Raw genomic sequence first — 25218 nt, 5'->3', positions numbered from 1 at the left:
GTTCTATCCTGTGTAAGTTTTTTAATATTTATGAGGATTTCATGACTTTCAGATAGAAAAATTCAGTTTCACGTGACCTGGATTTACTGCTTCAACTTCCTTTTAAGTCGTTCCGTTTATGGCAACTTGCGTGCCAGAAGAAATGTTGATTTTTTGTGATCGGGATAGTTATTCATTTACATAAGTGTTCACTTCATGAACATGATTTGGTTACATGTACTAAAAATGAACATGTTCACAGCATAATGATGCTCCAATAGGCATAATGACATTGGGGATATAACTATAAAGGAACACAATTATGAGCCTGGTCAGCCCTGTACTTTCAGACGAGAAGAATCAACAATGGTACGAAGAAATCAACCGCTTACCCGAAGCGAACAAAGCCGATAAGCTCAACGAACAATTATCGGAAGCATGGAATGAGTTTCTCAGCGGGTGTCATCCGGGATGGATGCGCACGTCTATTCTGGAATCCTGGAAGCGTTCCCTGAAAAAGAACGTGGATCCTGAAAGTTTTATTTATCATGTCGTCCCTGAGGATGAACTGGCAGCGATCCTGCAAAAAAACCGGGAATTGATTGAGGTTGCCCGGGGGGTGATGCAGGATTTGCTGGCATACAACCCGGATGGTCATATTAATCTGACCGATAAAAACGGCGTGACACTGTGCTACTGCGGGCTGGATTTAACGCCAATCGGCAGTGTGCTGAGTGAAGATGAACTCGGGACGAATTGTACCGCGCTGTGTCTGATTGAAGAACGGCCCGTTTATCTGGTGAGCGGAGAAAACTGGAAGATTAATCTCAGAAACCGGCGCAGACAGTGCGCAGCGGCACCGGTGAAAAATGCCCAGGGAAAAATGCTGGGGGTGCTGACTTTAACCGCAACTCAGGACCATTTTAACTTTCAGACACTGGGAACCGTTCAGGCTGCGGCGCAGGCCATCTATCATCAGCTGATTTTGCAGGAGCTTTTAGTCGAGCAACGATCAATTCTGGAGACATTGAACGAAGGGGTGATCGTGATTGATAAGCACGGCATGATTAAAAATGCCAATCGTTATGCCCGGCAGGTATTTGGGAAGTATGAGTTAACCGGCAAGCACATTGACCGGGAATTACACCCGGAAAACATGGCGTTAATGGAGGTCTCTTCCTGTAATGATTGTGAGGTGGTTTTCACGCCGAGTCCGGGATACCGGATTAGTTGCCTGATGTCATTAATGGAAACGTCAAACGGCAACCGGGTGATTTCACTGAAAGAAGATCAGCGCATCAGGGCGATCACCAACCGGGTGATGGGGGTGGGCGCTTCCTATACTTTTGAACGGATTATCGGGAATTCCTCAGCATTAACTGAAACGATTCATAATGCCCAGCGGGCAGCAAGAAGCAGCAGTACCGTGTTGCTGACCGGAGAAAGCGGGACAGGTAAAGAGTTGTTTGCTCAGGCGATTCATAATTACAGCGAGTGCAATCAGGGGCCTTTTATTGCGGTCAACTGTGGTGCCATTCCCAGAGAGCTGGTTCAGAGTGAGTTGTTTGGTTATGTCGAAGGTGCCTATACCGGCGCCAGAAAAGGTGGTGCGCCGGGCAAGTTTGAACTGGCAGAAGGCGGCACCCTGTTTCTGGATGAAATTGGTGAAATGCCGCTGGAAGCGCAAACCAGTTTGTTGCGGGTTTTGCAGGAAGGCGAAGTGGTGCGGGTCGGCGCGGCGCAACCGAATAAGATTAATGTCCGGATTGTTGCTGCCACCAACTGTGATTTAGTCAAAGCGGTTGAAATGTCTGCTTTCCGGCGGGATTTGTATTACCGGCTGAATGTGATTTCAATATCGATCCCGGCTCTGCGGGAGCGCAGGGATGATATCCGGGATTTAATCGAATTCTTCTCTGCCCGGATCTGTAATAATCTGAAGAAAATCCGTCCTTCTTTTTCACCGCAGGCGCTGGAGGCGATGCTGGCTTACCACTGGCCCGGCAATGTCCGGGAGCTGGAAAATATGATTGAACGGCTGGTGAATCTTAACTCCGGCCTTGAAATTGATGCGTCAGATCTGCCGGATGAAATGACCTGTCAGCAAACGGTATCGGGCAGGGATGAGAGTTATCCTCTGTCTCCGGAGCTACAACATGATGCTCACATAAAGATGACGCCGGCGAGCCTGGAAAAAAATGAAAAAGCGCACATTATTAATTTGCTGAAATACAACCGGGGAAATATCCGGGAGACGGCAAAAAATCTGGATATTTCAAGAAACTGTCTCTACGGAAAAATCAGAAAATGGGAGATTAGTCTGGAGGAGTTCCGCGGAGATAAATAATAATCAGGGGCCGGCCGGCCCCTGATTATCTTTGCCTGAGGCCGGGTTCAGTTTTTATTCTTGATTCAGATGCCTGATGAGTCTGGCAGGTGTACCGCCGTAAAGGCAGTCCGGTCTGACATCATGATTGACCACAGAATTAGCCGCGATAACAGAACGGGCGCCAATCGTCACGCCCTGATTGATTACCACATTGCCGCCAACCCAGACATCATCTTCGATCACAATCGGTTTGCAGATGGTTTCCCAGCCCCGGCGCTGACGGTAGTCCAGAGAATGTCCTGCGGTATAGAACTGCACATTGGGTCCAATCAGTACATGATCACCGATGGTAATCGGTGCTCCATCAAGCATGGTTGCATTCATGTTGATAAAGGTGTGCCTGCCGACCGAGATGCTTTGGCCGAATTCACAGTAAAAAGGCGAGCGGATCATGCTCTCCTGACCGAGTTCTTTGAGTAAATCCCGCAGAATGGTGACTCTTTGCGGATCTGTGGTTGTCTGATTTAACTGGTTTAACAGGCTGGTGACTGAGCCGCGAAGCTGCCGGAGATGGATGTCATTTCCGTCAAATCTCTGGCCTGATATCATTTTTTCAAGTTCTGTTGTCATATGTTTTCCTCAAAATCACGGTGTTTTTTCAAGTGACTCAATCTATGAAAGTGGAAGTCTCTGAAAGTGAACATTTCTGAAAATAAGTGATTCAGCATCAGCATACTCCTGCATGCCAGCTGAAATAATGAGATCAATCGCATATTTTTATCCTGTTCCACGCTGGTATACCATCATGATTCAACCAATTGTTTCCCCGGGGTTTTTATCTTCAGGTTGTTTGGGTATGTGTCTGATGATATATAAATCACTGGTATCAGAAGCAAACCAATACGCAGGACAGGAGTGAAAGATGATATACCGGGAAATGGAGATTGCGGATTATCCGCAGGTGATGGCACTTTGGTCAAATACAGAATCGATGTCGTTGCGCGAAGCGGATTCCAGAGAGAATATCAGTGCTTATTTAGCGCGTAATCCGGGATTAAGCTTCGTTGCCTGTCTGGGTAATCAGATTGTTGGTGCGGTGCTGACCGGCACAGATGGCCGCCGGGGCTATCTTCAGCATCTGGCTGTCGATAAAACACAGCGCGGGCAGGGGATCGGTAAACAATTGGTGGCGAGCTGTGTGGCGGCGCTTGAGAAGCAGGGCATTGCGAAAACACATCTGTTTGTTGCCCGTGAAAACGTCAGTGCCCGGAAATTTTATGAGTTATCCGGCTGGTATCCGCGCGATGAAGTCAGAATGTATTCGTTTAATGCGTCGGCAGATCTGAATGTATGACCTGATAAAGAATGTATGATCTGATAAAGAGATGATCCGGATGGTGAAGAACCGCTGCAACTGGTCTTCAGAATTGTCCGTAGCGTGCTATACTCCGCCGCTGTTTCATTTTCCATCAACTTTAATTTTTCCATCAACGAACCGGGGCCAACATGCCATTTTCCAGACTCGGGCTTTGCCAGCCAATCCTCAGTGCATTATCTGCACTGAATTACACCAAACCAACTACGATCCAGAAACAGGCGATTCCCGTGATTCTCGAAGGACGGGACTTAATTGCTGCGGCACAAACCGGCACCGGGAAAACGGCTGGATATATGCTGCCGGTACTGGAAAAACTCCGCCATCAGCAAACACAGAAGAAAAAACGGATTCGCGCTTTGGTGCTGGTGCCAACACGTGAGCTGGCGATTCAGGTCGCGGAAAATACCGCTTCTTACGCACAGCATCTGCCGCTGACCTGTCTGGCCATGTACGGGGGTGTCGATGAGCAGGCACAAAAAGATGCTTTAATTGCAGGGGTCGACATTCTGATCGCCACACCGGGACGTTTGCTGGACATGTATCGTCAGCGCGCTGTTTATTTTGAAGAAACAGAGGTGGTGGTGCTGGATGAGGCTGACCGGATGCTGGACATGGGATTCATTGATGACATTAATCAGGTGTTTGACCGGCTGCCTGAAAATATCCAGCATCTGCTGTTTTCCGCAACGCTGTCGCACCGGGTGCGGGATCTGGCGAAAACGGTGATTGAAGATCCCTGTGAAATCAGTATTGCAGCGAAACAGGCGTCAAAGAAAAATATTCAGCAGTGGCTGGTTACCGTGGATAAGGATAAAAAATCAGCGCTGCTCAGCCATCTGATCACAGAGAATCAGTGGGATCAAACGCTGATTTTTATTGAAACCAAACACGGTGCAGCGAAGCTGGTATCTCAGCTGGAAAAGCGCGGGATCACCGCCGAAGCATTTCACAGTGGCCGCAGCCAGGCGGTGCGGGCAAAAGTGCTGGAAGATTTTAAATCCGGTGCGGTGAAATATCTGGTGTCTACCGGCGTGGCAGCCCGTGGCATTGATATCGAAGCCCTGCCGCGGGTCGTCAATTATGATTTGCCGTTTCCGGCAGATGAGTATGTGCACCGGATTGGCCGGACCGGGCGTGCCGATGCGGCCGGGGAAGCGATTTCCTTTGTCTCTAAAGATAATTTCAAAAATCTTTGCATGATTGAAAGTCGTCTGGGACATTTGATTGAGCGTCGGGTGATTGAAGGTTTTGAGCCGAAAAAGCCGGTGCCGGTTTCGATTTTAAATTATGTGCCTGAGAGTAAACGGGCAAAGCAGTAAATACCGCGGTAATGACCGCAGGTATCAAACGGGTGAAGACGTCCGCCTTCACCTTTTTTTCCGGTGACGTCACTGTTTCACTCTCTTCGCTGTTATCCGTGTCATTTTGACCTGCTGTGGTTTATCTTTGGCTGAAGAACAGCCAGCGTACATCCCGGTTTTATTGTTTTACAGGCGGATATTGTTTTTTTTATCAAAAATTTATCTTTTCATTCAAGAAAAAACTATGATTTCACATAGTTGGATATTAAGATTCCCAGCCCTGTTGACAGGTCACTTTGTATTGGAAAAGTGGCGGGAATGACAGACGGCACCCATGATTGACAGTATGCAGGCCGGGCGGATCAGACTCCGGGCTGAAGTCGACATCTGAGACATGGATAACAGAGACATAATGGAGAAAAACAGACGTTGAATACACAACATTCAGTGAATGAACCGGTGATCCGGCTGACCGGAATTCGTAAAAGTTTTGATGGCAAAACCATCATTGAGTGTTTGAACCTGGACGTGCATCATGGAGAATTTTTAACCATTCTCGGGCCGTCGGGTTGTGGTAAAACAACCGTATTGAGGATGATTGCCGGTTTTGAAACACCGGAAGAAGGGCTGATATTGCTTGACGGACAGGATGTGACGGCACTCCCGCCCGAGCAGCGGCATGTGAATACCGTCTTTCAAAGCTATGCCCTGTTCCCGCATATGACGGTGTTTGATAATGTGGCATTTGGCCTGAGGATGCAGCAGGTGCCGGCGGCAGAAATTGCGCCCCGGGTTGCCGAAGTGCTGAAAATGGTTCGTCTTGATCAGATGGCGCAGCGTAAACCTCATCAGCTTTCCGGCGGCCAGCAACAACGGGTTGCGATTGCCCGTGCAGTGGTGAACAAGCCGAAAGTTTTGCTTCTGGATGAGTCACTGTCTGCACTGGATTATAAGCTTCGCAAGCAGATGCAAATCGAATTGAAGCAACTTCAGCGCCAGCTGGGGATTACTTTTATTTTCGTTACCCACGATCAGGAAGAAGCCCTGTCTATGTCTGACCGGATTATTGTGATGCGGGATGGCGTGGTTGAGCAGGACGGGTCACCCAGAGAAATATATGAAGAACCGGAAAATCTGTTTGTGGCCCGCTTTATTGGTGAGATTAATGTGTTTCAGGCTGAAGTTCTGGAACGGATGGATGAGCAACGCATCCGGGTGGCACTGGAAGGCACAGAAGCGATCGTTTATTCAGACCAGCCGGCTGCAGCTGGTGAGCGGCGGCAAATACTGTTGCGCCCGGAAGACCTGCGGATTGAAGAAATTAAAGAGTCTGAAAATCAGGGCATTGTCGGGCATGTGACGGATCTGACTTATAAAGGGATGACGCTGGATTCTGTGATTGAGCTGGATTCCGGTACCCGGGTGATGGTGAGTGAATTCTTCAATGAAGACGACCCGGATGTGGATCATGCCATTGGTCAGAAGGTTGCCGTGACCTGGGTGGAAAGCTGGGAGGTGGTGCTTGATGATGCCGAAGATTAATCTGCAAAAGGCGATCATTACCCTGATTGTCGGCTGGCTGGTGCTGTTTGTGCTGATGCCGAATCTGATGATTATCGGCACCAGCTTTCTGACCCGCGATGAGTCAAACCTGATCGATCTGACACTGACGCTGGATAATTATACCCGCCTGATGGATCCGCTGTATGTCAAAGTGATGCTGCATTCCTTCTATATGGCTGCAATCGCGACTTTACTGTGTCTGCTGATTGGTTATCCGTTTGCTTTTCTGGTGGCAAAGATGCCGGAGAAATGGCGCCCGGTAATGCTGTTTCTGGTGATTGTACCGTTCTGGACCAATTCTCTGATTCGTACCTATGGGCTGAAAATTGTGCTTGGCACCCGCGGGATTTTAAATCAGGCACTGATGGGGCTGGGAATCACCGACACGCCGATCCGGCTGATGTACAGCGAAACGGCGGTGATGATTGGACTGGTCTATATCCTGTTACCCTTCATGATTCTGCCGCTGTATTCCGCGATTGAAAAGCTGGATAAGACTTATATTGAAGCGGCCCGCGATTTAGGTGCCGGTAAGCTGCAGACCTGGATAAAAGTGATTCTGCCGCTGACAATGCCGGGGATTATCGGTGGTTGCCTGCTGGTCATGCTGCCTGCTCTGGGTATGTTCTATATTGCCGATTTACTCGGCGGTGCAAAAAATCTGCTGATCGGCAATGTGATCAAGAGTCAGGTGCTGAATGCGCGTGACTGGCCATTTGGTGCAGCGACCAGTATCGCGCTGACCATCGTGATGGCGGTGATGCTATTTGCTTACTACCGGGCCGGCAGGCTGCTGAATAAGAAAATGGAGCCGGATGTATGAGAAATATCTTCAGAGTGTCGTTTCTGAGCATGGTGTATCTGTTTTTATATCTGCCGATCATCGTGCTGATTGCCAACTCATTCAATCAGAGTAAGTTTGGTATCCGGTGGGGTGGTTTTACTACGAAATGGTACGGGGCGCTGACCCACAATGACAGCCTGATTCAGGCAGCCTGGCACTCTCTCAATGTGGCGGTTTTTTCAGCGACGGCAGCGACGCTTATCGGCAGCCTGACAGCCGTCGCGCTGTTTCGCTATCGCTTCAAAGGCAAAAGCATGGTCTATGGCATGCTGTTTGTTGTGATGATGTCTCCGGATATTGTGATGGCAATTTCTTTGCTGGCTCTGTTTCTGGTGATGGGCGCGCAGCTTGGATTTCTGACACTGTTGATTGCGCATATCACCTTCTGCCTGCCGTTTGTGGTGGTCACTGTTTACAGCCGTTTGAGTGGGTTTGATGTAAAAATGCTGGAAGCGGCGAAAGATCTGGGCGCCGGTGAATGGGTGATCTTACGTCAGATTATTTTGCCACTGGCAAAACCGGCAGTGGCAGCCGGGTGGCTGCTGAGTTTTACCCTGTCGCTGGATGATGTGATTATCAGTTCATTTGTAACCGGCCCGGCGTATGAGATTCTGCCATTGAAAATTTATTCGATGGTGAAAGTGGGTATTTCACCTGAAGTCAATGCCTTAGCAACAGTGATGCTGGGTATTTCTTTGTTGCTGGTTGTGACATCCCAGTTGTTAGCCAGAGAGAAAGTGAAGTAGGCTTGTTTTTGGGGCATATCAACTGATTTGAGTATAAAGTGATTTGATTGTCTCAGTGAAAAACGGGTTGGTTTGCGTAAATAAGGACATCAATAATGAAAAATACATGGTACGCCGGTGCATTATGCGCAGCGGCACTGTTTTCTTCCGCGGTATTTGCCGGGGATCAGAAATTATATTTTTATAACTGGTCGGAATATATTCCGGATCAGGTGCTGACCGATTTCACCAAAGAGACCGGCATTAAGGTCATTTATTCGACTTATGAGTCGAATGAGAGCATGTATGCCAAACTGAAAACACAGGGTTCCGGCTATGATTTGGTTGTGCCATCGACGTATTTTGTCTCGAAAATGCGTAAAGAAGGCATGCTGCGGGAGATCGATCACAGCAAATTAAAACACTTTGCCGATTTGGACCCGAATTATCTGAACAAACCATTTGATCCGGACAACCGGTATTCAATCCCTTATATCTGGGGTGCGACCGGGATTGGTGTCAATACGGACATGCTGGATAAATCTGAGGTGAAAAGCTGGGGTGACCTGTGGGATAAGAAATGGAAAGGTCAGTTAATGATGATGGATGATGCGCGGGAAGTGTTCCACATCGCCCTGTCGAAACTCGGCTATTCGCCTAATAGCACCAATCCGGATGAGATCAAAGCCGCTTATCAGCAACTGAAGCAGCTGATGCCGAATGTTCTGGTGTTTAACTCAGATTTTCCGGCGAACCCGTATATGGCGGGTGAAGTATCACTGGGAATGCTGTGGAATGGCTCTGCTTATATGGCCCGCGAAGACGGGGCACCGATCAGTATTGTCTGGCCGGAGAAAGATACCATTTTCTGGATGGACAGCCTGGCGATTCCTTCCGGGGCGAAAAATATTGATGCAGCCTATAAGATGATTGATTTTCTGTTACGCCCGGAAAATGCGGCCAAAATTGCACTGGAAATTGGTTATCCGACCCCGGTAAAAACCGCTTATCAGTATCTGCCGAAATCATTCTCAGAAAACCCGGATGTTTTCCCGCCTCAGGCCGTGATGGATTCCGGCACCTGGCAGGATGAAGTCGGGGCAGCAACCACTTTATATGAAGAATATTTTCAGAAGCTGAAAGTCAGTAACTGATACTTTCTGTCGCTTTGGCTACGCCTCATGACACGCGGGATTTCTCCCGCGTTTTTTTTACCGGCTTTAATTAAGCCCCATAAATGCCCGCATCCTCTGCCAGGGTTCTTCCTGATGACTGTCATCCCTGATTTGGTGTGGTGGTGCATCAAGTTGAATCACTCCGTGCTCCATCATCACCACCCGGTCAGAGACGGATAAAGCAAAATCCATTTCATGCGTCACAATCATCAGTGTCATGCCGTCTCTGGCGAGATCCTGAATGACTTTCAGGACTTCTCCGACCATTTCCGGATCGAGCGCTGAAGTCGGTTCATCAAATAAAATGATATCCGGTGACAGTGACAGTGCCAGTGTCCGGGCAATCGCGACCCGTTGCTGTTGACCGCCGGAAAGCTGATGCGGATATTTATCTGCGTGGGCCAGCAAGCCGACCCGATCCAGCAAATGCAGTGCCTGACTGCGGTTGACTTCTGCTGAAAGCAACTGGTGATACGCCGGAGCCAGCATGACATTCTGTAAAATGGTTTTGTGCGGGAAAAGATTGAAGCTCTGAAACACCATACCAATGCGTTTCATACCCCGTTTGATCATCACTCTGTTGCATTTTTCCCCGCCTTGAATATACCCAAGCCACCTGAATCCTGCATCTTCAGGTGGCTTGGGTATATACCACAGAAATCTGCTGATGCAGATTCGGTACAGTCAGGCATATCCGGGTTGGTCAATCGTGATAATTCCCCGTGAGAAGCGTTCTCTTTCTCTGCTTTGCAATGAAATTTTTATTTCATTTTTTCTCGCTTAAAATCTGCAGGCCTTTTTTGTTGTGCATATTAATCGTTAAACAGGGGCTTATGTGTGCACAGAAAGGTGTGATGTGTCACAAAATAAACTCAATAATTCATTTTGAATTGATTATGAAATGTTTATTTCGTATAAATGTTTTATCCGTTTCGGCATACACAATCCGCAAACGACATAGAAAGGGTTTGCTGTGGAGCGGCCAGAGAAACAGAGGATAAAACGCTCACCGGGCAAATCAAACAGAGAACTGTCACAGCCTGATCCATTGCTGGTGTTGCAGATACCACGGGAGCTGGTTTGTTGAACACAATATAACAAATAAGGATGAGAGAAATGAAAGTGCTTCAGAATTTTATCAATGGCCAGATTTCTGAAAGCCAGAGTAATCGCTTTGGTGCGATTTACAATCCGGCTAATGGTGAGCAGATTCGTCAGGTTGTATTGAGCTCTGCCAAAGAAACAGAAACGGCAGTTGCCGCCGCACAGCAGGCTTTTCCTGCCTGGTCTAAAACATCACCTCTGAAGCGTGCGCGGGTGATGTTCCGTTTTAAAGCCTTGCTCGAACAGCACATGGATCGTCTGGCAAAGACTATCTCCGAAGAACATGGCAAAGTATACTCTGATGCGGTTGGCGAGGTGACCCGCGGTCTTGAAGTGGTTGAATTTGCCTGTGGTATTCCTCACTTACAAAAGGGTGAGAACTCGGCCAATGTCGGCACAGGTGTAGACAGTCATTCTCTGATGCAGCCTCTGGGTGTTTGTGCCGGGATTACGCCATTTAACTTCCCGGCCATGGTGCCGATGTGGATGTTCCCGATTGCGCTGGCAACAGGGAATACTTTTGTCCTTAAGCCTTCTGAAAAAGATCCCAGTCTGGGTCTGATCATGGCGGAACTGCTCAAAGAAGCCGGTTTACCTGATGGCGTGTTCAATGTGGTGAACGGTGATAAAGAAGCGGTGGATGTGCTGCTGACAGATCCACGCGTTCAGGCGGTGAGTTTTGTCGGTTCAACTCCGATTGCTGAGTATATTTACAGCACGGCTTCTGCGCATGGTAAACGCTGTCAGGCGCTTGGCGGGGCAAAAAATCACTGTATCCTGATGCCGGATGCTGACATGGAAATGGCAGCAAATGCGATTATGGGAGCCGGGTTTGGTGCAGCAGGCGAGCGGTGTATGGCGTTGTCCGTGGTTGTAGCCGTCGGGGATGATACAGCGGATACCCTGATAGCAAAACTGCAGGATAAAATTGCGCAGATGCGGGTTGGTCCGGGACTGAACGATGGGCCTGAAAATGATATGGGCCCGGTTATTTCCGCGCAGCACAAAGAAAAAATCTGCGGATATATTGACTCAGGTGAAGCGCAGGGGGCAAAAATTATTGTTGATGGCCGGGGTTATCAGGTACCGGGGCATGAGTCCGGCTATTTTGTCGGTCCGACACTGATTGATCAGGTGTCTCCGGATATGACTATCTATAAAGAAGAAATCTTTGGCCCTGTATTGTCTGTGGTCCGGGTCAGTGATTATGAAACCGGCTTGTCTCTGGTGAATCATCATGAATATGGTAACGGGACTGCGATTTTCACCCGTGATGGTGAAACCGCCCGTCAGTTCAGCGAAGATGTGATTGCCGGTATGGTTGGGATCAATGTGCCGATTCCGGTCCCGATGGCCTTTCACAGCTTCGGCGGCTGGAAACGCTCAATCTTCGGGCCGCTGAATGTTCACGGTAGTGATGGTGTACGTTTCTATACCCGCATGAAGACAGTCACCAGTCGCTGGCCGGCCAGTGTGCGTCTGGAAAAACATACCAGTGCGTTTGTGATGCCAACGATGGATTAATTCTCAGCTGTTGTCATTAAACTGAAATGCCCGGATTGCAGTCCGGGCATTTTTTGATCGTATCAGAAGCAGAAGTATGTGCCTTACTGAAGCTGACTGAGCCAATGGTTCGACTTGAACCATTTCCTGTAAATACGATCGTAGGTGCCGTCACCCTGAATCTGTTTTAAATAGTTGTTCAGCAGGTTGACGAAATCACTGTCTCCCTGACGAACCGCCCAGCCAAGAGGTTCAAATGTGAATGGTTGATCCAGATGAATCACTTTGCCCGGATTACGGGCTGAATAGACGGCGTTATAAGAAGCATCATAAACAAAGGCATCCGCTTTATTGTTGGCGACCTGAAGTGCTGCATCCGCTGATGTTTCATACAGGTTGATTTTGGCTTTTGACAGGTATTTCTTCGCCGCTTCCGCACCTGTGGTTCCCAGCTGGGCTGAGATCGTATAGTCAGGATTATTTAAATCACGGTAGGTGTTAATTTTTCCTTTCAATGACGGGGAAATCAGCACGGTTTGTCCGGCCTGGAAATAGGCATCTGCAAAGGCGACACTCAGGTTGCGTTTCGGTGTAATGGTCATGCCGCCGATAAAGTCACAGCGGTTGGTTTGCAACGCCGGAATAATACCATCCCAGCCGGTGTTCACAGGCACAAACTTTACGCCAAGCGAACGGGCCATATGTTTTGCAATATCAATATCAAAACCAATAAAGCGGCCATCTTTACTGGTCATTTCAAATGGAAGGTAGCCGGCTTCAAAGCAAAATTTAAGTTCGCCGGTTTTGAGAATACCCGTAATCGTTGACTCACTGGCTGCTGCCGGTAAAGCAGATAATGTGGCACTACTGATTGCAAGCAGTGCAAGAGAATGTCGGATTCCTTTTTTAAATTGGTTGGATCTCATTGTTTTTATACTTCCATAAATAAAGTTGCAGATCTCGGGACAGTGTTTTCTGCCATTATTCTGCTGTGTTTGCTGTATTAAAAGATAAATCGCGCAGTGACTGGCGAATTTGCCGGGCAGTATTAGCCGGACATGAATCATCGAAGAAAAAGACCGAAAGTTCAATTCTTTATTTTTATATCTTATCTGTTTATTGACTGGCTTATACCCAAGCAACCTGCATCTTCAGTTTGTTTGGGTATATTGATGAAGATGTGTTGCGGAAAGTTTACATAGGGCACATGCAATTAATTTTGAAATTAACAATAATTTTTCTATACATGCTGTGCGATTGATGGCATAATTTAGCCCACAAAATGATTGAATATTCAATCTTCTGAAAATAAAAATATCAAAAAAATTAAATACTAATAACGTCAGATTGGCTTACCCTTCGGGGTAAGCCTTTTCATTTTCCGGCCTTGTATTTTTAAGATACAGGAGCTCGCCTGACTGCGCTTCTTGTGAATAAAAATGCTCTTTAAAAGAGCACTTTCGGTCATTACTCATCTTCAATCTTGTCAAAATTATGCAGCAGTTTATATTTCAGCTGTTTTTTACCTGCCTCAATGACTTTAATTTTTGCACCTTTGTAAGTGATAATGTTTGATTTGGATAAGTCAAACGTGATGCTGTTTGCTGCTATCGGGACGGCTGTGCTGTCGATATATTCCCGGTATCTGATACTGATTTTCTGACCCTCTTTATGGCCGTTATAGGCCAGTGTTCTGACGATATTCTCTCCGCGATCTGAACCAACATCTTTCTTGATGAAATCACCCTTAGCACAGTTTTGTTTACCGTGTCTGGTAATGATACAAACATTGTTACCGGCTTTTTTACTGACTGACAGTGCCTCAACTTCATCTGCGGATTTGGCTTTACTCACGCCATAGGGCAGGAAGAAAGTGTGCTTTTTGTCATGGCCTAACTGTTTATAGGCGGTTGCCGTCACCGTATAGTTTGAGATTTTAATATCTTTTTTGACGATCAGCATTTTCTCCATGGCAACTTTCCCTTTTTCGACCAGGGTTTCCCCCAGGTTTGCCACCCGGACGGTTCCAACCGGCGGAGACTCCGGGTTTCTGATCAACAGTTCAGGGCCATTATAAGGCACTGATGCCGATGCCGTCCCTCCGGCAAGAAGGAATAGACAACCTGATAATGATAAAACAAGACTCTTTTTCATATTCATTCTGATGTTCTGTTGGTTTGACGTTATTGTTCAATTTTAAGCATATGCAGGAAAAATAACAGCTCCTGCTTTCATTTAAGTGATATCGGTGGAAGAGTTTGGTTAATTTCACTGTCTTAAAAGTATCGGTGACAGAGAAGTAACCTTATTTTATTGATGGATTTGCTAATTAAGCGTTTGTTGGCTATAAAAATATGAACCATATGAATAGATTGAATGATTCATATTTTTATATCCTTCCGGAGCCAGATATGATGCTATCTTTAATCAAACGTTCCGTTAACCAGTTGATAATTTTACTGTTGTTATTGATGGTTACGGCGACGACCGGTTTTGCTTCCACATACCGGTTTGCTTTGTTTGCACCCAGAGATGATCCGTTCTGGCTGGGGATGGAGGCGATGATGCAATCCACCTGTGCTGATTTGGAAGTTGAGTGTGATGTGTATTATTCCTATGACAATCAGTACGAAATGCTACGGCAGATGGAAAAAGCAATGACCGGGAAAAACAAGGTCGATGCGGTGTTATTTCAGAACTTCAAGCGGTACGGTTCTCTGTTTATCAAACTGGCTGAAAAGCATAAAGTGGCCGCTTTTCTGATCAATGCACCTTTATCTGAATCTGATTATCAGGTGATGGGAAAGCCCAGAGAAAAGTATCGTTACTGGCTGGGAGAAATGCTGCCGGATGATGAGTGGGCCGGGGAAGAGATAGCCAATATTTTAATTGATACCGCGATTCAGAAAGGCAAGCTGGAGAAAGGGAGTAAGATTGGTCTGCTGGCAATTAACGGGATTACATCAGATGGGGCTGCGATTGAACGGCTGAAAGGATTAAAGAATGCACTGCGTAAAAGAGATGATGTGATATTGCATCAGCTTTTTAATGGTTACTGGGAGACGGAACAGGGCAGAAGTAAATTCTTACACGCCTTTGGCCGCTATCCGGGAACCGATGCTGTATGGGCCGGTAACGACAGTATTGCGATTGGTGTTGTTCAGGGGATTGAAGCCTTAGGTATGACGCCCGGTGTAGACATTATTACCGGTGGTCTGGACTGGTCATCGCAGGGAATTCAGGCTGTTGAAAGTGGTATTTTTGAGATGAGTATTGGCGGTCATCTGATGGAAGCTTCCTGGAGTATTATCATGTTGTATGACTATTTCAAAGGGATAGATTTTAGCTCTGAAGGTGTCAGGTTTAAATCCGGAATGTATGCGGTGAAGCGAAAAGATGGTCATAGATTTCAGGAAATATTTTCCCGTAAGAACTGGCGTAATATTGATTTTCGACGGTTTTCCAAGCATTTCAATCCGGAACTGAAAAAATATCAGTTTGATGTTCAGGATGTGCTGGAACAATTACAGAGTCACGTTGAATCACAAAATGGCCTAGTCATTGAGTGATCTGCCTCACAGCCAGAATGAGTGAGCCTGTGCATCAGGCATGTATTTCACACGTTGCTTCTGCTTGCTGCTGATGGTTAATGAAGCATTGTTTCAGCATAGTTTGGAGTTCACTCTTACTGGTTGGTTTGGTCAGGCGGCCATCCATCAGTTCATGAATCAGTTGCAGTTCTTTGTCTCCTGACTCACCTGATAAGGCAATGACCGGCGTTTCGGGGGAAATATCTTTAATCTTTGTGGTCGCTTCAAAGCCATTCATTACCGGCATCTGAATATCCATAATCACTAAATCAACTGCATTATTGCGGAAAAGATCCAGAGCAGCTTTACCGTTGTCTGCATGCATGATCTGATAACCAAGCTGTTGCAAAAATAACTGAACTAATGTGCGTTGCATTTTATTATCATCCACAACCAGAATGGTTTTGTCTTTTGCGTTATGTTGATAACTGAGAAGCTGATTTTCAGGCCGGGTGTCTTTTTCCGGGCCGGTTTGCTCTGCTCCTGCAGGTAAAGGTTCCAGTGAAAGTGATGGAAAAATCAGATGGAATTCAGTGAATTTTCCATATTGGGAATGGCATTCAATCGTCCCGCCAAAGGAATTCATCACCCGTTTACAATAACTTAATCCGAGACCACTTCCGCCATGTTTATGGTAACTGTAAAAATCTTCGAAGATCTGTTTTTGTACATGGTCAGGAATACCCGGCCCGGTGTCTCTGAATATCAGGGTATTATTTTGCGGGTTCAGATGCGTGCTGATTTCGATTGTACTGGCAGGATAGGCGTCAAAATAATAAATCGCATTTCTTAACAGATTGAAGACGACAAAATTAAACAACGTGTCATTGGCCCGGACAGAAAAATCTGTGTCAGTTCTCAGATTCACTCTGGATTTTATCGCATCGGATTCAAAGCCAAACTGATTAATCGCCTGAAGTAATAACCGGTTAACCGAAGATACAGACATAGATTCCTGTGCCAGAGATGAGTGAGACACTTCCCTGAGAATCATATTGATGAGTTGTTTGCCCCGTTCAATGGTCGCTTTTCCGTGGCTGATTTCTTCAAGTATATCTTTATCCTGTTTATTTTCTTCGACTTTAATTTGTAATTTTTCAAAGTGGAGCTGAAGCTGAGTGAGCGGATTGCGCATCTCGTGAGCAATAGAATGAGCCAAAGACTGCGCCTGTTTGAGCTGCAGATCTGCGTTGATGTAAAATTGCGCTTCTCTGAAGACTCTTTTCAGAGCGGTCAGTTCTTCTGCTGAGAATAATTTACCGTTGTTTTTATGTGTTGATATCAATAAGTGAGATACTGTATCTGAACTGTTAAACATCGGCATAATAAAAGCCGCATCCGTTTGGTTCATTTTCTTGTGTAGCCTGTCTAATGTTTCTTTCCCTTTGGTCGTGTTAATTTTATCCAGCAGTTCTTCCAGAATTAAAACATCTTTATGCTTAGAGAAGTAGGTATCGAACAGTTCGTCATCTGGCGACTTCTTGACCAGTTGTATCCGGTTTTCCGGAACATTAAGCAGCTGCGCCAGTTTTTCCAGTGCGTCGTGAGGGGAATGTTTAAATTCATCAATCAGGCCATTAATTTTCTCTGAAGGTGTTTGATGAGAGCCATAAAATAATAAACTGATGTAGGGTTTGATTTGTGTTGATACTGTTTTCCACAGAAAACCAGTAAGTAAGACATAAAAAACGATGAGGTTGAAATGATGATTGTCAATTTCTACAACAGTGAGCAGGGGTAAGTAGAGCACGAATCCTGTTATCAGGTTTGCCAATAATAAATACAGCATATAGCGGCTACTATAGAAACGGGAAGTGATTAAGCCGTATCCCATAAAAAACATTTCACTGATTGATAATGTCGGAGGAATCCAGGTCAGAGAAAAATCACCTAAAATTGTAGTAACTCCGACCTGAATAATTGTGGCTGAAACTATGAATATACACATTCCTGAAACAACATAATTTATCTTAGCTCTATGTAATAAATTTATGTTTGTCATCCTTCTCAGTCTGAGTAAGTTAATGAAAGCCAGAGGAACAAGTGAAATAAAGATTATAAAAAATGGAGCAATAACCTCACCAAACTGGAGGGAAAAATTACCTGGGCCAACTATATCAACACCTTTAATAGTTAACCCCGGAGTTATGTTGATACCGACAGTAAATATTGTCAGAAAGAAGATGAAAGCATATACCCAGGCAGATATTTCTTCCTGAAGGTAGTTTTTTCTTAGTGCATAAGAATACAGGAAAGTTGATGCACAAGAGATAAACGCCGAAATATTAGCAATCAAAGCCATGTTGATTGCAATTCTTTCTGAAAATAAAGTTAATAATCCCGATGAAAAGTAGGCATTGGATAGTACCCAGAACAAAATACCTATTGAATAGGAAATGTAATATTTGTAATGACTATGAGATAAATCGACTTTTTGGGCTTTTAATTTATACAAAAAAAACACAATCCAGCTCAAAACAGATACTGATACAATGAGTAAGAGTACTGTTTTCGGATAACCGAATATAGCATTGTATATATTAATTATTTCATTTTGTCTCACTAGCTAATCTCACCTGTTGGATTGACTTTTTTTTATATGTGCGATAATCAGACTCTTGAAAGTGCCTGTTTAACTTATTTATGACCCAAAGCCCTTTATATGTATATGAATAATTTCTTGTATCATTTAAATTGTTTTTACTGATGTTAATATAAGCATTGTCTTCAAGGCTTTTATAGTAATTCACAATTAATGGCTGTCCGGTTATAACGAAGCCCAGAGTTATGTTAATATCCTCTAAAAGACTGATCATCCTTTTTTGTGCCAAGTATAAGAGAAATGACTTTTGTTTGGTACTTCCACAAACCGTGAGTCTTATAACTTCACAAATGTTTTCTTTATTATGAATTAACTCAATGAATTTTTTATCAAGTTCTGCACTGCTGTTGAATTTTAATAGATGCCTGTTATATATAGGAATAAATTCATTCAGATTTTTCTGTAGTGATGATACTTTACTACACAATTTCCAATTATCTGATACAAAAAAAGGAGATAGATAAAGCCAGTCAGTGTCTTTAGACCAGAATTGAATCTTTGCCGTCGATATAATGAGAGAGCATTGAGGTTCAGATTTAATTGGTATGAATAAGACAAAATGGCTTCCTTTCGTCGATAACTCCAATGAAAATAGCATTTCATACCACCGGTTTTCTTTAACAGACGTTGATAGATTGAATAATAATATTGCGTCTGATAATGACATTGGATATTCAAAGTAAGGTGTCAGGTACGTCTCTTTAATACCTTCAATATTAATAATTAATTGAGAATTATAATCTTGTTCGGAATAAGTTATAAATTCATTCTCACCACAAGAAGATGATGTCAATGCATGTGTATACTTCTTTTTGACTTGATAAAGCTCAAAATCACACCAAAAATCAGCGAAACTATCAAACAGATTCAGTGCTTGCATTTCAACCCAAAGTGCGTCTTTTGACAAGGTTTGTTTTGGTTGAGAAAGCAACATGTCATACTCAGATAAGCACAACTTATTCGCGATATTCAAAGCCGATATTTCTGGCGAAATTTTATTCAGTTGCTGTAATCGGGTATTTAAAATATTACCCAGAAACTTCCTTGTATCTGCGACATCAAGCTGTTCAACAGCCTGAAATAAACTAAATTTATCTGACCCATAGAGAGCTTCTTGTTGGTCGTTATAGTAAAACTGCGCAGGTTTCATCCCATAATCCATCTGACGTCATTGTTAGTATATTTCTGATGATAATATCACTTCAATTGTATATCTACGAGTGGAAAAGTGTGTTGTTGCTCAAATATGCGAACTTTTTTATTCTGAATGGAGTTTTTCTGGCCAGATAACGTCCTGAGTTATATCCCCAAGCAACCTGAATCCTGCATCTTCAGGTTGTTTGGGTATAGATATTGTGCCGGATGAGAATTGATGAACGGGCGTGCAGCTGGTTCGCAGATGCGAATCGTAGTGCCGGAGCTGAGGCTGAAACTAAATTTTTACCGGCGATATTTTATAATAAAGCGGGGTGAAATCTATTAGTTGAAAAACTATAAACATCCGGTTTTATGATATATATGACACATATAAATGCCCTGAAGGAAATAAAAACAAATGATAGAAAATACTGGTTAAACCAGTGATATAACTAGAGTTTTTATTTACCGGATTTGATCTGGATTACGCTTTGTAACCTTGATTATGCTACCATGCGCTCAAATAAAATATATCTGAATTGGTTCACTTGATATGGTTCACTTGATATGGATCGTGGGATGAATAATTTGGTTTTGCTATTTTTACCTTGTGTCAGGCTGGGTATATCAAAAGCCACAGATTGATAAAAATTGAGGATGTTGATGGTAAATATCATGATTGATGGCAGGCAATATCAGGTTGAGCAGAACCAGACATTGCTGAGCGCCGCAGAAACCTGCGGTATAGAAATACCTTCACTGTGTGGCAGCGATGGTTTTTCGGATTGCTGTCTGTGCGAAGTTGAGGTGAATAATTCCGGAATAGTCAAAGCTTGTGAAACATCACCGCTTGAAGGGATGTCTGTGGTTACGATGTCACCGGCTTTATCCCGCCGCAGAAAACGTAAACTGGAAGAGATTTTATCCCGCCCTGATATGAACTGTGCTGTGCCGCCTTGTCAGCAGGCTTGCCCTGCATTGGTTGATATCCAGTCATATCTTTACTTTATTTCCCGGGGCGAGAATCAGAAAGCGATTGAAGTGATCCGGAAAACGTTGCCAATGCCACTTTCTATCGGACGGGTTTGTCCTGCGTTTTGTGAAGCAAAATGTTTACGCCGTCAAATGGATGAGCCTTTAGCGATTCGTTTTCTCAAACGTCATGCCGCCGATAAGGTTTTAAGCGAAGGTGATTCGTTTGTTCCTGTACCGAAGCCAGAGAAGAAGAAACATATTGCCATTGTTGGTGCCGGGCCGGGCGGCTTGAGCTGCGGGTATTTTCTGACCAACGAAGGTTACGAAGTGACGGTGTTTGAAGCGATGCCCGAAGCCGGTGGCTGGCTTCGTTATGGTATTCCTGAATACCGCTTACCGAAAGCGATTCTGGACAAAGAAATTGACATGATGTGCCGTAACGGGATGAGAATCGTGTTGAACCAGCGGCTTGGTGCTGATTTTTCTCTTTCCTCTCTCAGTCAGGATTATGATGCGGTTTGTCTGGCGATTGGTGCGTCGCAGGCCAGCGAAATGAATTATCCCGGCAGTGAGCTGGCTGGCTGTTTTCTTGGTGTTGATTTCCTCAAAGATCAAATCATGGAGAAGCAGTATGCAGTCGGTAAAAAAGTTGCAGTCATTGGTGGCGGGAATACCGCGATCGATTGTGCCAGAACAGCGCTGCGTTTAGGTGCGGATACCACACTGATTTATCGCCGGACCCGGGAAGAAATGCCGGCTGAAACCTATGAGATTGAAGAAGCTGAGCACGAAGGTGTGCATTTTTATTTTCTGACCAATCCGGTGGAGAATATCGCTGATGAACATGGCCGGGTTTGCCAGGTGAAGCTTGAAAAAATGGCATTGGGCGAGCCGGATGCATCCGGCAGGCGAAGACCACGGCCGACCGGTGAGTTTTTTACGGATGAATTTGATACGGTGATTGCAGCTGTTTCCCAGAAAACAGACATGAGCTTTATTGAGAATGAAGCAACACTGGAATTGCCATTGACCCGCTGGAATACGCTGACCACAGATGAAGACAGTATGTTTACCGGTGTGGCTAATATTTTCGGCATCGGCGATTTCAGACGCGGGCCGGCAACGGCTGTTGAAGCGATTGCTGATGGCCGCCGGGCTGCACAGGGCATTGATCATTTCCTTGGCGGAGATATGGAAAAACTCTATACGGAGTCTTTCCATTCCAGAAATGTCGATCGGATTCATCTTGTCCGGGCTGAACATACAAATAAGCTGAAAGAAGCGATTCGCAGCCGGATGGCCCGTAAGTCTGAAACCGAAATTGAGCAGGCATTGCAGAAGTTTTTCAGAGCCCGGATGCCGGCATTGCCATCAGATGAGTGTAAACAGACCTTCGCTGAGGTCGAGCTTGGTCTTTCTGAACAGTCAGCTATGACTGAAGCACAGCGGTGTCTGAGCTGCGGCTGTATGGACGGAAATGCCTGTAAGCTGCGCCGCTATGCAACTGACTATCAGGTGGACAAATTAAAGGTGCAGCAACACCATCATCAATAGCTTTTCTGTGTTGAATCAGATAAAAAGAAAAATGCCGCCTGGTTCAGGCGGCATTTCTGTGTAAACAGCAATCAGGATGATTTTTTACAGGTTGCTTTTGTCAGGAGTTGATCAATCATCAACTGACCCCGCGAATTCCGCATTTTTATCCGGTAATTGATACCAGCATCGAGGTTTGCTTTGGTATCTGCCTGCAGACAATATTGTTTTATACTGTGGTTAAGGATGACCTGAATTGGTTTGGCACCGGGTGCCGTTTCGTTATAGATCATCATCAGTTCAATGATTTTTCCGTTTGAACTTGCCCTCATGATAGACAGAGGCCCTGATTTAACCGGCAATTTAGACTGAATGATATTTGCACGATTTGCAGCCAGCAGAGTAAGCTGCTCATCCTGATCTGAGTGACTGCTGCTACATCCGAATAAAACAGTCGTTAAGCCGAGTGCGATTAATAATTTATTCATAATTAGAATACTTTTTTAAATGGTTTGACAATGACAGACTGGTAAACCCCTGCTTTAAGGTAAGGGTCGGCATCCGCCCATGCTTGTGCTTCTTCCAGCGACGTGAATTCAGCGATCACAGTCGAGCCGGTAAATCCGGCTTCACCGGGATTTTCTGCATCGATTGCCGGCATTGGTCCTGCTGTCAGAAGACGCCCTTCATTCCGGAGCTGCTCTAACCGTTCCAGATGTTGGGGACGAGCACTCATCCTTTTTTCTAAAGAGTTTTCAATATCTTGAGAAAAGATTACATACCACATATCAACGTCCTTATGCAAAAAAAGATTAACTGACCCTTACATCTGTCCCATAAATAAACCGACAGGGTGACAGTTTTGTTGGTAATTGATTATGACTGTCCGCCTCAGCGTCACTTCAATGACTGAACCGGATCATGCATGTGCATGGGTGTCCCGGACGATGGCTCTGGGGCGTCCGTTACTGTCAATGGCAACATAATTGAAGGTTGCCTCACAGACCTGATAACGATCATCCACCCCTTGTTCATGAACCGGTTTAACCCAAACCTCAAGTTCGATTGACATTGAACTGCGTCCGATGCGGGCACATTCACCATAGCAACAGACAACATCGCCAACCCGGACAGGTTTTTGAAATGTGATACTGGATACTGAGACGGTGACAATCCGTCCGTGTGAGATTTCTTTTGCCAGAATTCCGCCTGCTAAATCAAGCTGAGACATAATCCATCCACCAAAGATATCGCCATTCGCATTGGTATCCGCCGGCATAGCAAGTGTACGCGAGAGGAGTTGGCCTTTTGGTGTATTTACTTCTTTTGTCATGCTTTATTGTTCACTGTTAGTACTTTTAGGGAGTTTTGTATAAATGTATAAACCGGTGAGTAAGGTATAGAGCAGGGTAGCAATCAGCAGGCCGAAGACCTTGAAGTTGACCCAGACATCCAGTGGCAGACGAAAGGCAACGTAAACATTGATTGCGGCACATACCGTAAAAAATCCAACCCAGGCCCAGTTTATTTTTGACCAGACATGATCCGGGAGTTCGATTTCTTTACCCAGCATGCCTTTAATGGCCGATTTGCCCATCAGATGGCTTGCAGCCAGACCAATCGCAAAAATCAGATAGATGATGGTAACTTTCCATTTAATGAAGTTGTCATCATGCAGGAAAATGGTCATTCCGCCAAAGACAGCGACCAGCACGAAAGTGATCAGCTGCATTTTTTCGACTTTTTTAAACCAGAACCAGGTGATAACAATCTGAAGTGCCGTCGCGACAATTAATGCGCCGGTCGCAACATAGATATCATAAAATTTGTAGAGTGCAAAAAAGACTATCAGGGGAATAAAGTCGATCAACTGTTTCATCGTCAGGCGTATCCTTAATTAATATTCCGCACAGTCTATCTAAATTTAGCGGTGAGCTGAATAGCCTTAGGCCGGTAATCTTTGATTTTATGTGTGGGGCTGTTTTTTAAATTGTTACTTTAGTTTTCCGCCGAGGCATAATTGAAAAAAGCCGCAATCTGTTGCGGCTCTTCAGATTCAATCAGATGCGGACTCTCAGCCCTGCAATATGATTAGCTTTCCTGTTCAATGACCACAGGCTCATCAGCAGCTACCGGCTCTTCACCAATCAGCGCGTCGACGATCACTGCACAGGCTGCATCACCGGTGATGTTGAGTGCGGTACGAATCATGTCAAAAATACGATCCAGAGCGAACAATAGTGGCAAGCCTTCAATCGGGATGCCGGCCGCCAGCAGCACGGCAACAACCAAAAATGACGGGCCGGGAACACCAGCCTGACCCACAGCGCCCAGTGTCGCAGTCAGGATAATCGCAATGTAGGCGCCAACGCCCAGGTCAATATGGAACAATTGCGCAAAGAAGACGGCAACCAGCCCGTAGTAAATCGCATTACCGGACATATTGATCGTCGCACCAAGCGGTAATACAAATGAAGCGGTTGAATTTCTCACGCCTAGTTCATTTTCCGTAACATCCATCGTGACCGGCAGGGTGGCCATTGAAGAAGCCGTCGATAAAGCAACTGCCTGTGGTTTTTTCATCGCAGAAATAAATTTTCTGGCCGATGTTTTGGTAAAGATCTGAATCATCATCGGGTAAACAACAAAGCCGAAAATCAGAATCGCTGCCACGTAGACAACAAATAGTTTGAAGACCACGGTCAGGGCACTGAAGCCAAATGTGCCGACTGCTTCAGCCATCAGACCGAAGACACCAACAGGTGCAATGACCATGACTTTGTTAATCATCCATACCATGGCATCAACAATGGTATTTACGCCATTCATGATTGGTGTACGTTTTTCTTCGCTTTGTCTGGATAATGCAATACCGAAGAACAGACAGAAAACTAAAATTTGCAGGATATTTGCGTTATTCAGCGACTGAAAAACATTGGTTGGAATCATGCCGATTACGGTTGCCCAGAAGGTTGGTAATTCACCTTTTGATGCATATTCAGCGGAGAACATGCCCTCGACACTGGAAACATCAACACCGACACCAGGCTGAAAAACCTGTCCCATGATCAGCGCAAGTGCTACAGCAAGCGCTGAAGTCACTGCAAAATAGCCTAATGTGATACCACCAACTTTACCGGCTGAATGGCTGTTACCAAGGCCGGCAGCTCCTGAAATTAAAGCCACAGCGACCAAAGGGATCACCAGCATTTTGATGAGATTGATAAATATTGCCCCAAGTGGCGAGAACATTGATGCATCATGGCCCATGATTCCCCCAATCACAGAACCTAAGATCATCGCAATGACGACCTGAACACCAATATTCGATAGCATATTCTTTTCTTTTAACACTTCCATAACCCCTGTGTTATAAAAATTTAAATTCCTGGTGTAAATCTCTAACAATGAGAGATTACATGGATAATTATTCCAGCACTGTTTTTGCACTGATAAGTTGACTCGATCAAGGCATAGGCG

21 protein-coding genes are annotated in these 25218 nt (G+C 45.2%); 10 read left to right on the top strand and 11 right to left on the bottom strand.

Features of this window, described 5'->3' with window-relative positions; genetic code table 11:
• Positions 1-301 precede the first annotated feature (301 nt).
• Positions 302-2326, top strand: a complete 2025-nt coding sequence (locus OC443_RS10625) for a sigma-54-dependent Fis family transcriptional regulator (protein ID WP_073584019.1) — start codon at positions 302-304, stop codon at positions 2324-2326.
• A gap of 54 nt (positions 2327-2380) precedes the next feature.
• On the opposite strand, the gene OC443_RS10620 is transcribed toward OC443_RS10625, so the two are convergent.
• Positions 2381-2938 carry a sugar O-acetyltransferase gene (locus OC443_RS10620; protein WP_073584018.1) on the bottom strand — a complete coding sequence of 186 codons (558 nt, stop codon included), beginning with the start codon at positions 2936-2938 and terminating at the stop codon, positions 2381-2383.
• A gap of 292 nt (positions 2939-3230) precedes the next feature.
• On the opposite strand from OC443_RS10620, the gene OC443_RS10615 reads away from it, so the two are divergent.
• The 6 genes from OC443_RS10615 to OC443_RS10590 all read left to right on the top strand — a co-directional run bounded on the left by OC443_RS10615 (position 3231) and on the right by OC443_RS10590 (position 9273).
• Positions 3231-3662: a GNAT family N-acetyltransferase gene (locus OC443_RS10615; RefSeq protein WP_073584017.1), complete on the top strand. Its 432-nt coding sequence runs from the start codon at positions 3231-3233 to the stop codon at positions 3660-3662.
• A 152-nt stretch (positions 3663-3814) separates the two neighbouring features.
• The gene (locus OC443_RS10610; protein WP_073584016.1) at positions 3815-5005 is read left to right on the top strand and encodes a DEAD/DEAH box helicase; all 1191 of its coding nucleotides are present in this window, start codon (positions 3815-3817) and stop codon (positions 5003-5005) included.
• Positions 5006-5416: 411 nt separating this feature from the next.
• Positions 5417-6529: a spermidine/putrescine ABC transporter ATP-binding protein PotA gene (gene potA, locus OC443_RS10605; RefSeq protein WP_073584014.1), complete on the top strand. Its 1113-nt coding sequence runs from the start codon at positions 5417-5419 to the stop codon at positions 6527-6529.
• Positions 6513-7373: a spermidine/putrescine ABC transporter permease PotB gene (gene potB / locus OC443_RS10600; protein WP_073584013.1), complete on the top strand. Its 861-nt coding sequence runs from the start codon at positions 6513-6515 to the stop codon at positions 7371-7373. Before potA ends, potB begins: the two co-directional genes overlap by 17 nt.
• Positions 7370-8140 carry a spermidine/putrescine ABC transporter permease PotC gene (gene potC / locus OC443_RS10595; RefSeq protein ID WP_073584012.1) on the top strand — a complete coding sequence of 257 codons (771 nt, stop codon included), beginning with the start codon at positions 7370-7372 and terminating at the stop codon, positions 8138-8140. The genes potB and potC overlap by 4 nt, the downstream gene beginning before the upstream one ends.
• Before the next feature lie 95 nt (positions 8141-8235).
• Entirely contained in the window at positions 8236-9273 is a 1038-nt protein-coding gene (locus tag OC443_RS10590; RefSeq protein WP_073584011.1) for an extracellular solute-binding protein, read from the top strand.
• A 66-nt stretch (positions 9274-9339) separates the two neighbouring features.
• Here OC443_RS10590 and OC443_RS10585 read toward each other — a convergent pair whose 3' ends face one another.
• On the bottom strand, positions 9340-9897 hold the full coding sequence (locus tag OC443_RS10585; protein WP_370738765.1) for an amino acid ABC transporter ATP-binding protein: 558 nt from the start codon (positions 9895-9897) through the stop codon (positions 9340-9342).
• Positions 9898-10410: 513 nt separating this feature from the next.
• On the opposite strand from OC443_RS10585, the gene OC443_RS10580 reads away from it, so the two are divergent.
• The gene (locus tag OC443_RS10580) at positions 10411-11922 is read left to right on the top strand and encodes a CoA-acylating methylmalonate-semialdehyde dehydrogenase (protein WP_073584010.1); all 1512 of its coding nucleotides are present in this window, start codon (positions 10411-10413) and stop codon (positions 11920-11922) included.
• A gap of 83 nt (positions 11923-12005) precedes the next feature.
• On the opposite strand, the gene OC443_RS10575 is transcribed toward OC443_RS10580, so the two are convergent.
• A complete protein-coding gene (locus OC443_RS10575; RefSeq protein WP_073584051.1) occupies positions 12006-12827 on the bottom strand; it encodes a transporter substrate-binding domain-containing protein in 822 nt (273 codons plus the stop codon).
• A gap of 541 nt (positions 12828-13368) precedes the next feature.
• Positions 13369-14055 carry a hypothetical protein gene (locus tag OC443_RS10570; RefSeq protein ID WP_143169356.1) on the bottom strand — a complete coding sequence of 229 codons (687 nt, stop codon included), beginning with the start codon at positions 14053-14055 and terminating at the stop codon, positions 13369-13371.
• A 257-nt stretch (positions 14056-14312) separates the two neighbouring features.
• Between OC443_RS10570 and OC443_RS10565 the strand changes: the two genes are divergently transcribed.
• Positions 14313-15470, top strand: coding sequence for an ABC transporter substrate-binding protein (locus OC443_RS10565; protein ID WP_073584008.1), 1158 nt, complete (start codon positions 14313-14315; stop codon positions 15468-15470).
• 34 nt (positions 15471-15504) lie between these two features.
• On the opposite strand, the gene OC443_RS10560 is transcribed toward OC443_RS10565, so the two are convergent.
• The gene (locus OC443_RS10560; protein ID WP_159440342.1) at positions 15505-17439 is read right to left on the bottom strand and encodes an ATP-binding response regulator; all 1935 of its coding nucleotides are present in this window, start codon (positions 17437-17439) and stop codon (positions 15505-15507) included.
• 601 nt (positions 17440-18040) lie between these two features.
• On the bottom strand, positions 18041-19243 hold the full coding sequence (locus tag OC443_RS10555; RefSeq protein WP_143169354.1) for an acyl-homoserine-lactone synthase: 1203 nt from the start codon (positions 19241-19243) through the stop codon (positions 18041-18043).
• A gap of 650 nt (positions 19244-19893) precedes the next feature.
• Between OC443_RS10555 and OC443_RS10550 the strand changes: the two genes are divergently transcribed.
• Positions 19894-21759, top strand: coding sequence for an FAD-dependent oxidoreductase (locus tag OC443_RS10550; protein ID WP_073584006.1), 1866 nt, complete (start codon positions 19894-19896; stop codon positions 21757-21759).
• Positions 21760-21830: 71 nt separating this feature from the next.
• Here OC443_RS10550 and OC443_RS10545 read toward each other — a convergent pair whose 3' ends face one another.
• The 5 genes from OC443_RS10545 to OC443_RS10525 form a co-directional block, all read right to left on the bottom strand.
• Positions 21831-22226: a GspS/AspS pilotin family protein gene (locus OC443_RS10545; protein WP_073584005.1), complete on the bottom strand. Its 396-nt coding sequence runs from the start codon at positions 22224-22226 to the stop codon at positions 21831-21833.
• 2 nt (positions 22227-22228) lie between these two features.
• A complete protein-coding gene (locus OC443_RS10540) occupies positions 22229-22525 on the bottom strand; it encodes a YciI family protein (protein ID WP_073584004.1) in 297 nt (98 codons plus the stop codon).
• Positions 22526-22657: 132 nt separating this feature from the next.
• Positions 22658-23071 carry an acyl-CoA thioester hydrolase YciA gene (gene yciA / locus OC443_RS10535; RefSeq protein ID WP_073584003.1) on the bottom strand — a complete coding sequence of 138 codons (414 nt, stop codon included), beginning with the start codon at positions 23069-23071 and terminating at the stop codon, positions 22658-22660.
• 3 nt (positions 23072-23074) lie between these two features.
• On the bottom strand, positions 23075-23617 hold the full coding sequence (locus tag OC443_RS10530) for a septation protein A (protein WP_073584002.1): 543 nt from the start codon (positions 23615-23617) through the stop codon (positions 23075-23077).
• Positions 23618-23829: 212 nt separating this feature from the next.
• A complete protein-coding gene (locus tag OC443_RS10525) occupies positions 23830-25098 on the bottom strand; it encodes a dicarboxylate/amino acid:cation symporter (protein WP_073584001.1) in 1269 nt (422 codons plus the stop codon).
• Positions 25099-25218 lie beyond the last annotated feature (120 nt).

The sequence above is a fragment of the Vibrio quintilis genome (genome assembly GCF_024529975.1).
Lineage (GTDB): Bacteria > Pseudomonadota > Gammaproteobacteria > Enterobacterales > Vibrionaceae > Vibrio > Vibrio quintilis.
The sequence above is the reverse complement of the archived record's forward strand: the minus strand, read 5'-3'. Positions and strand labels throughout refer to the sequence as shown.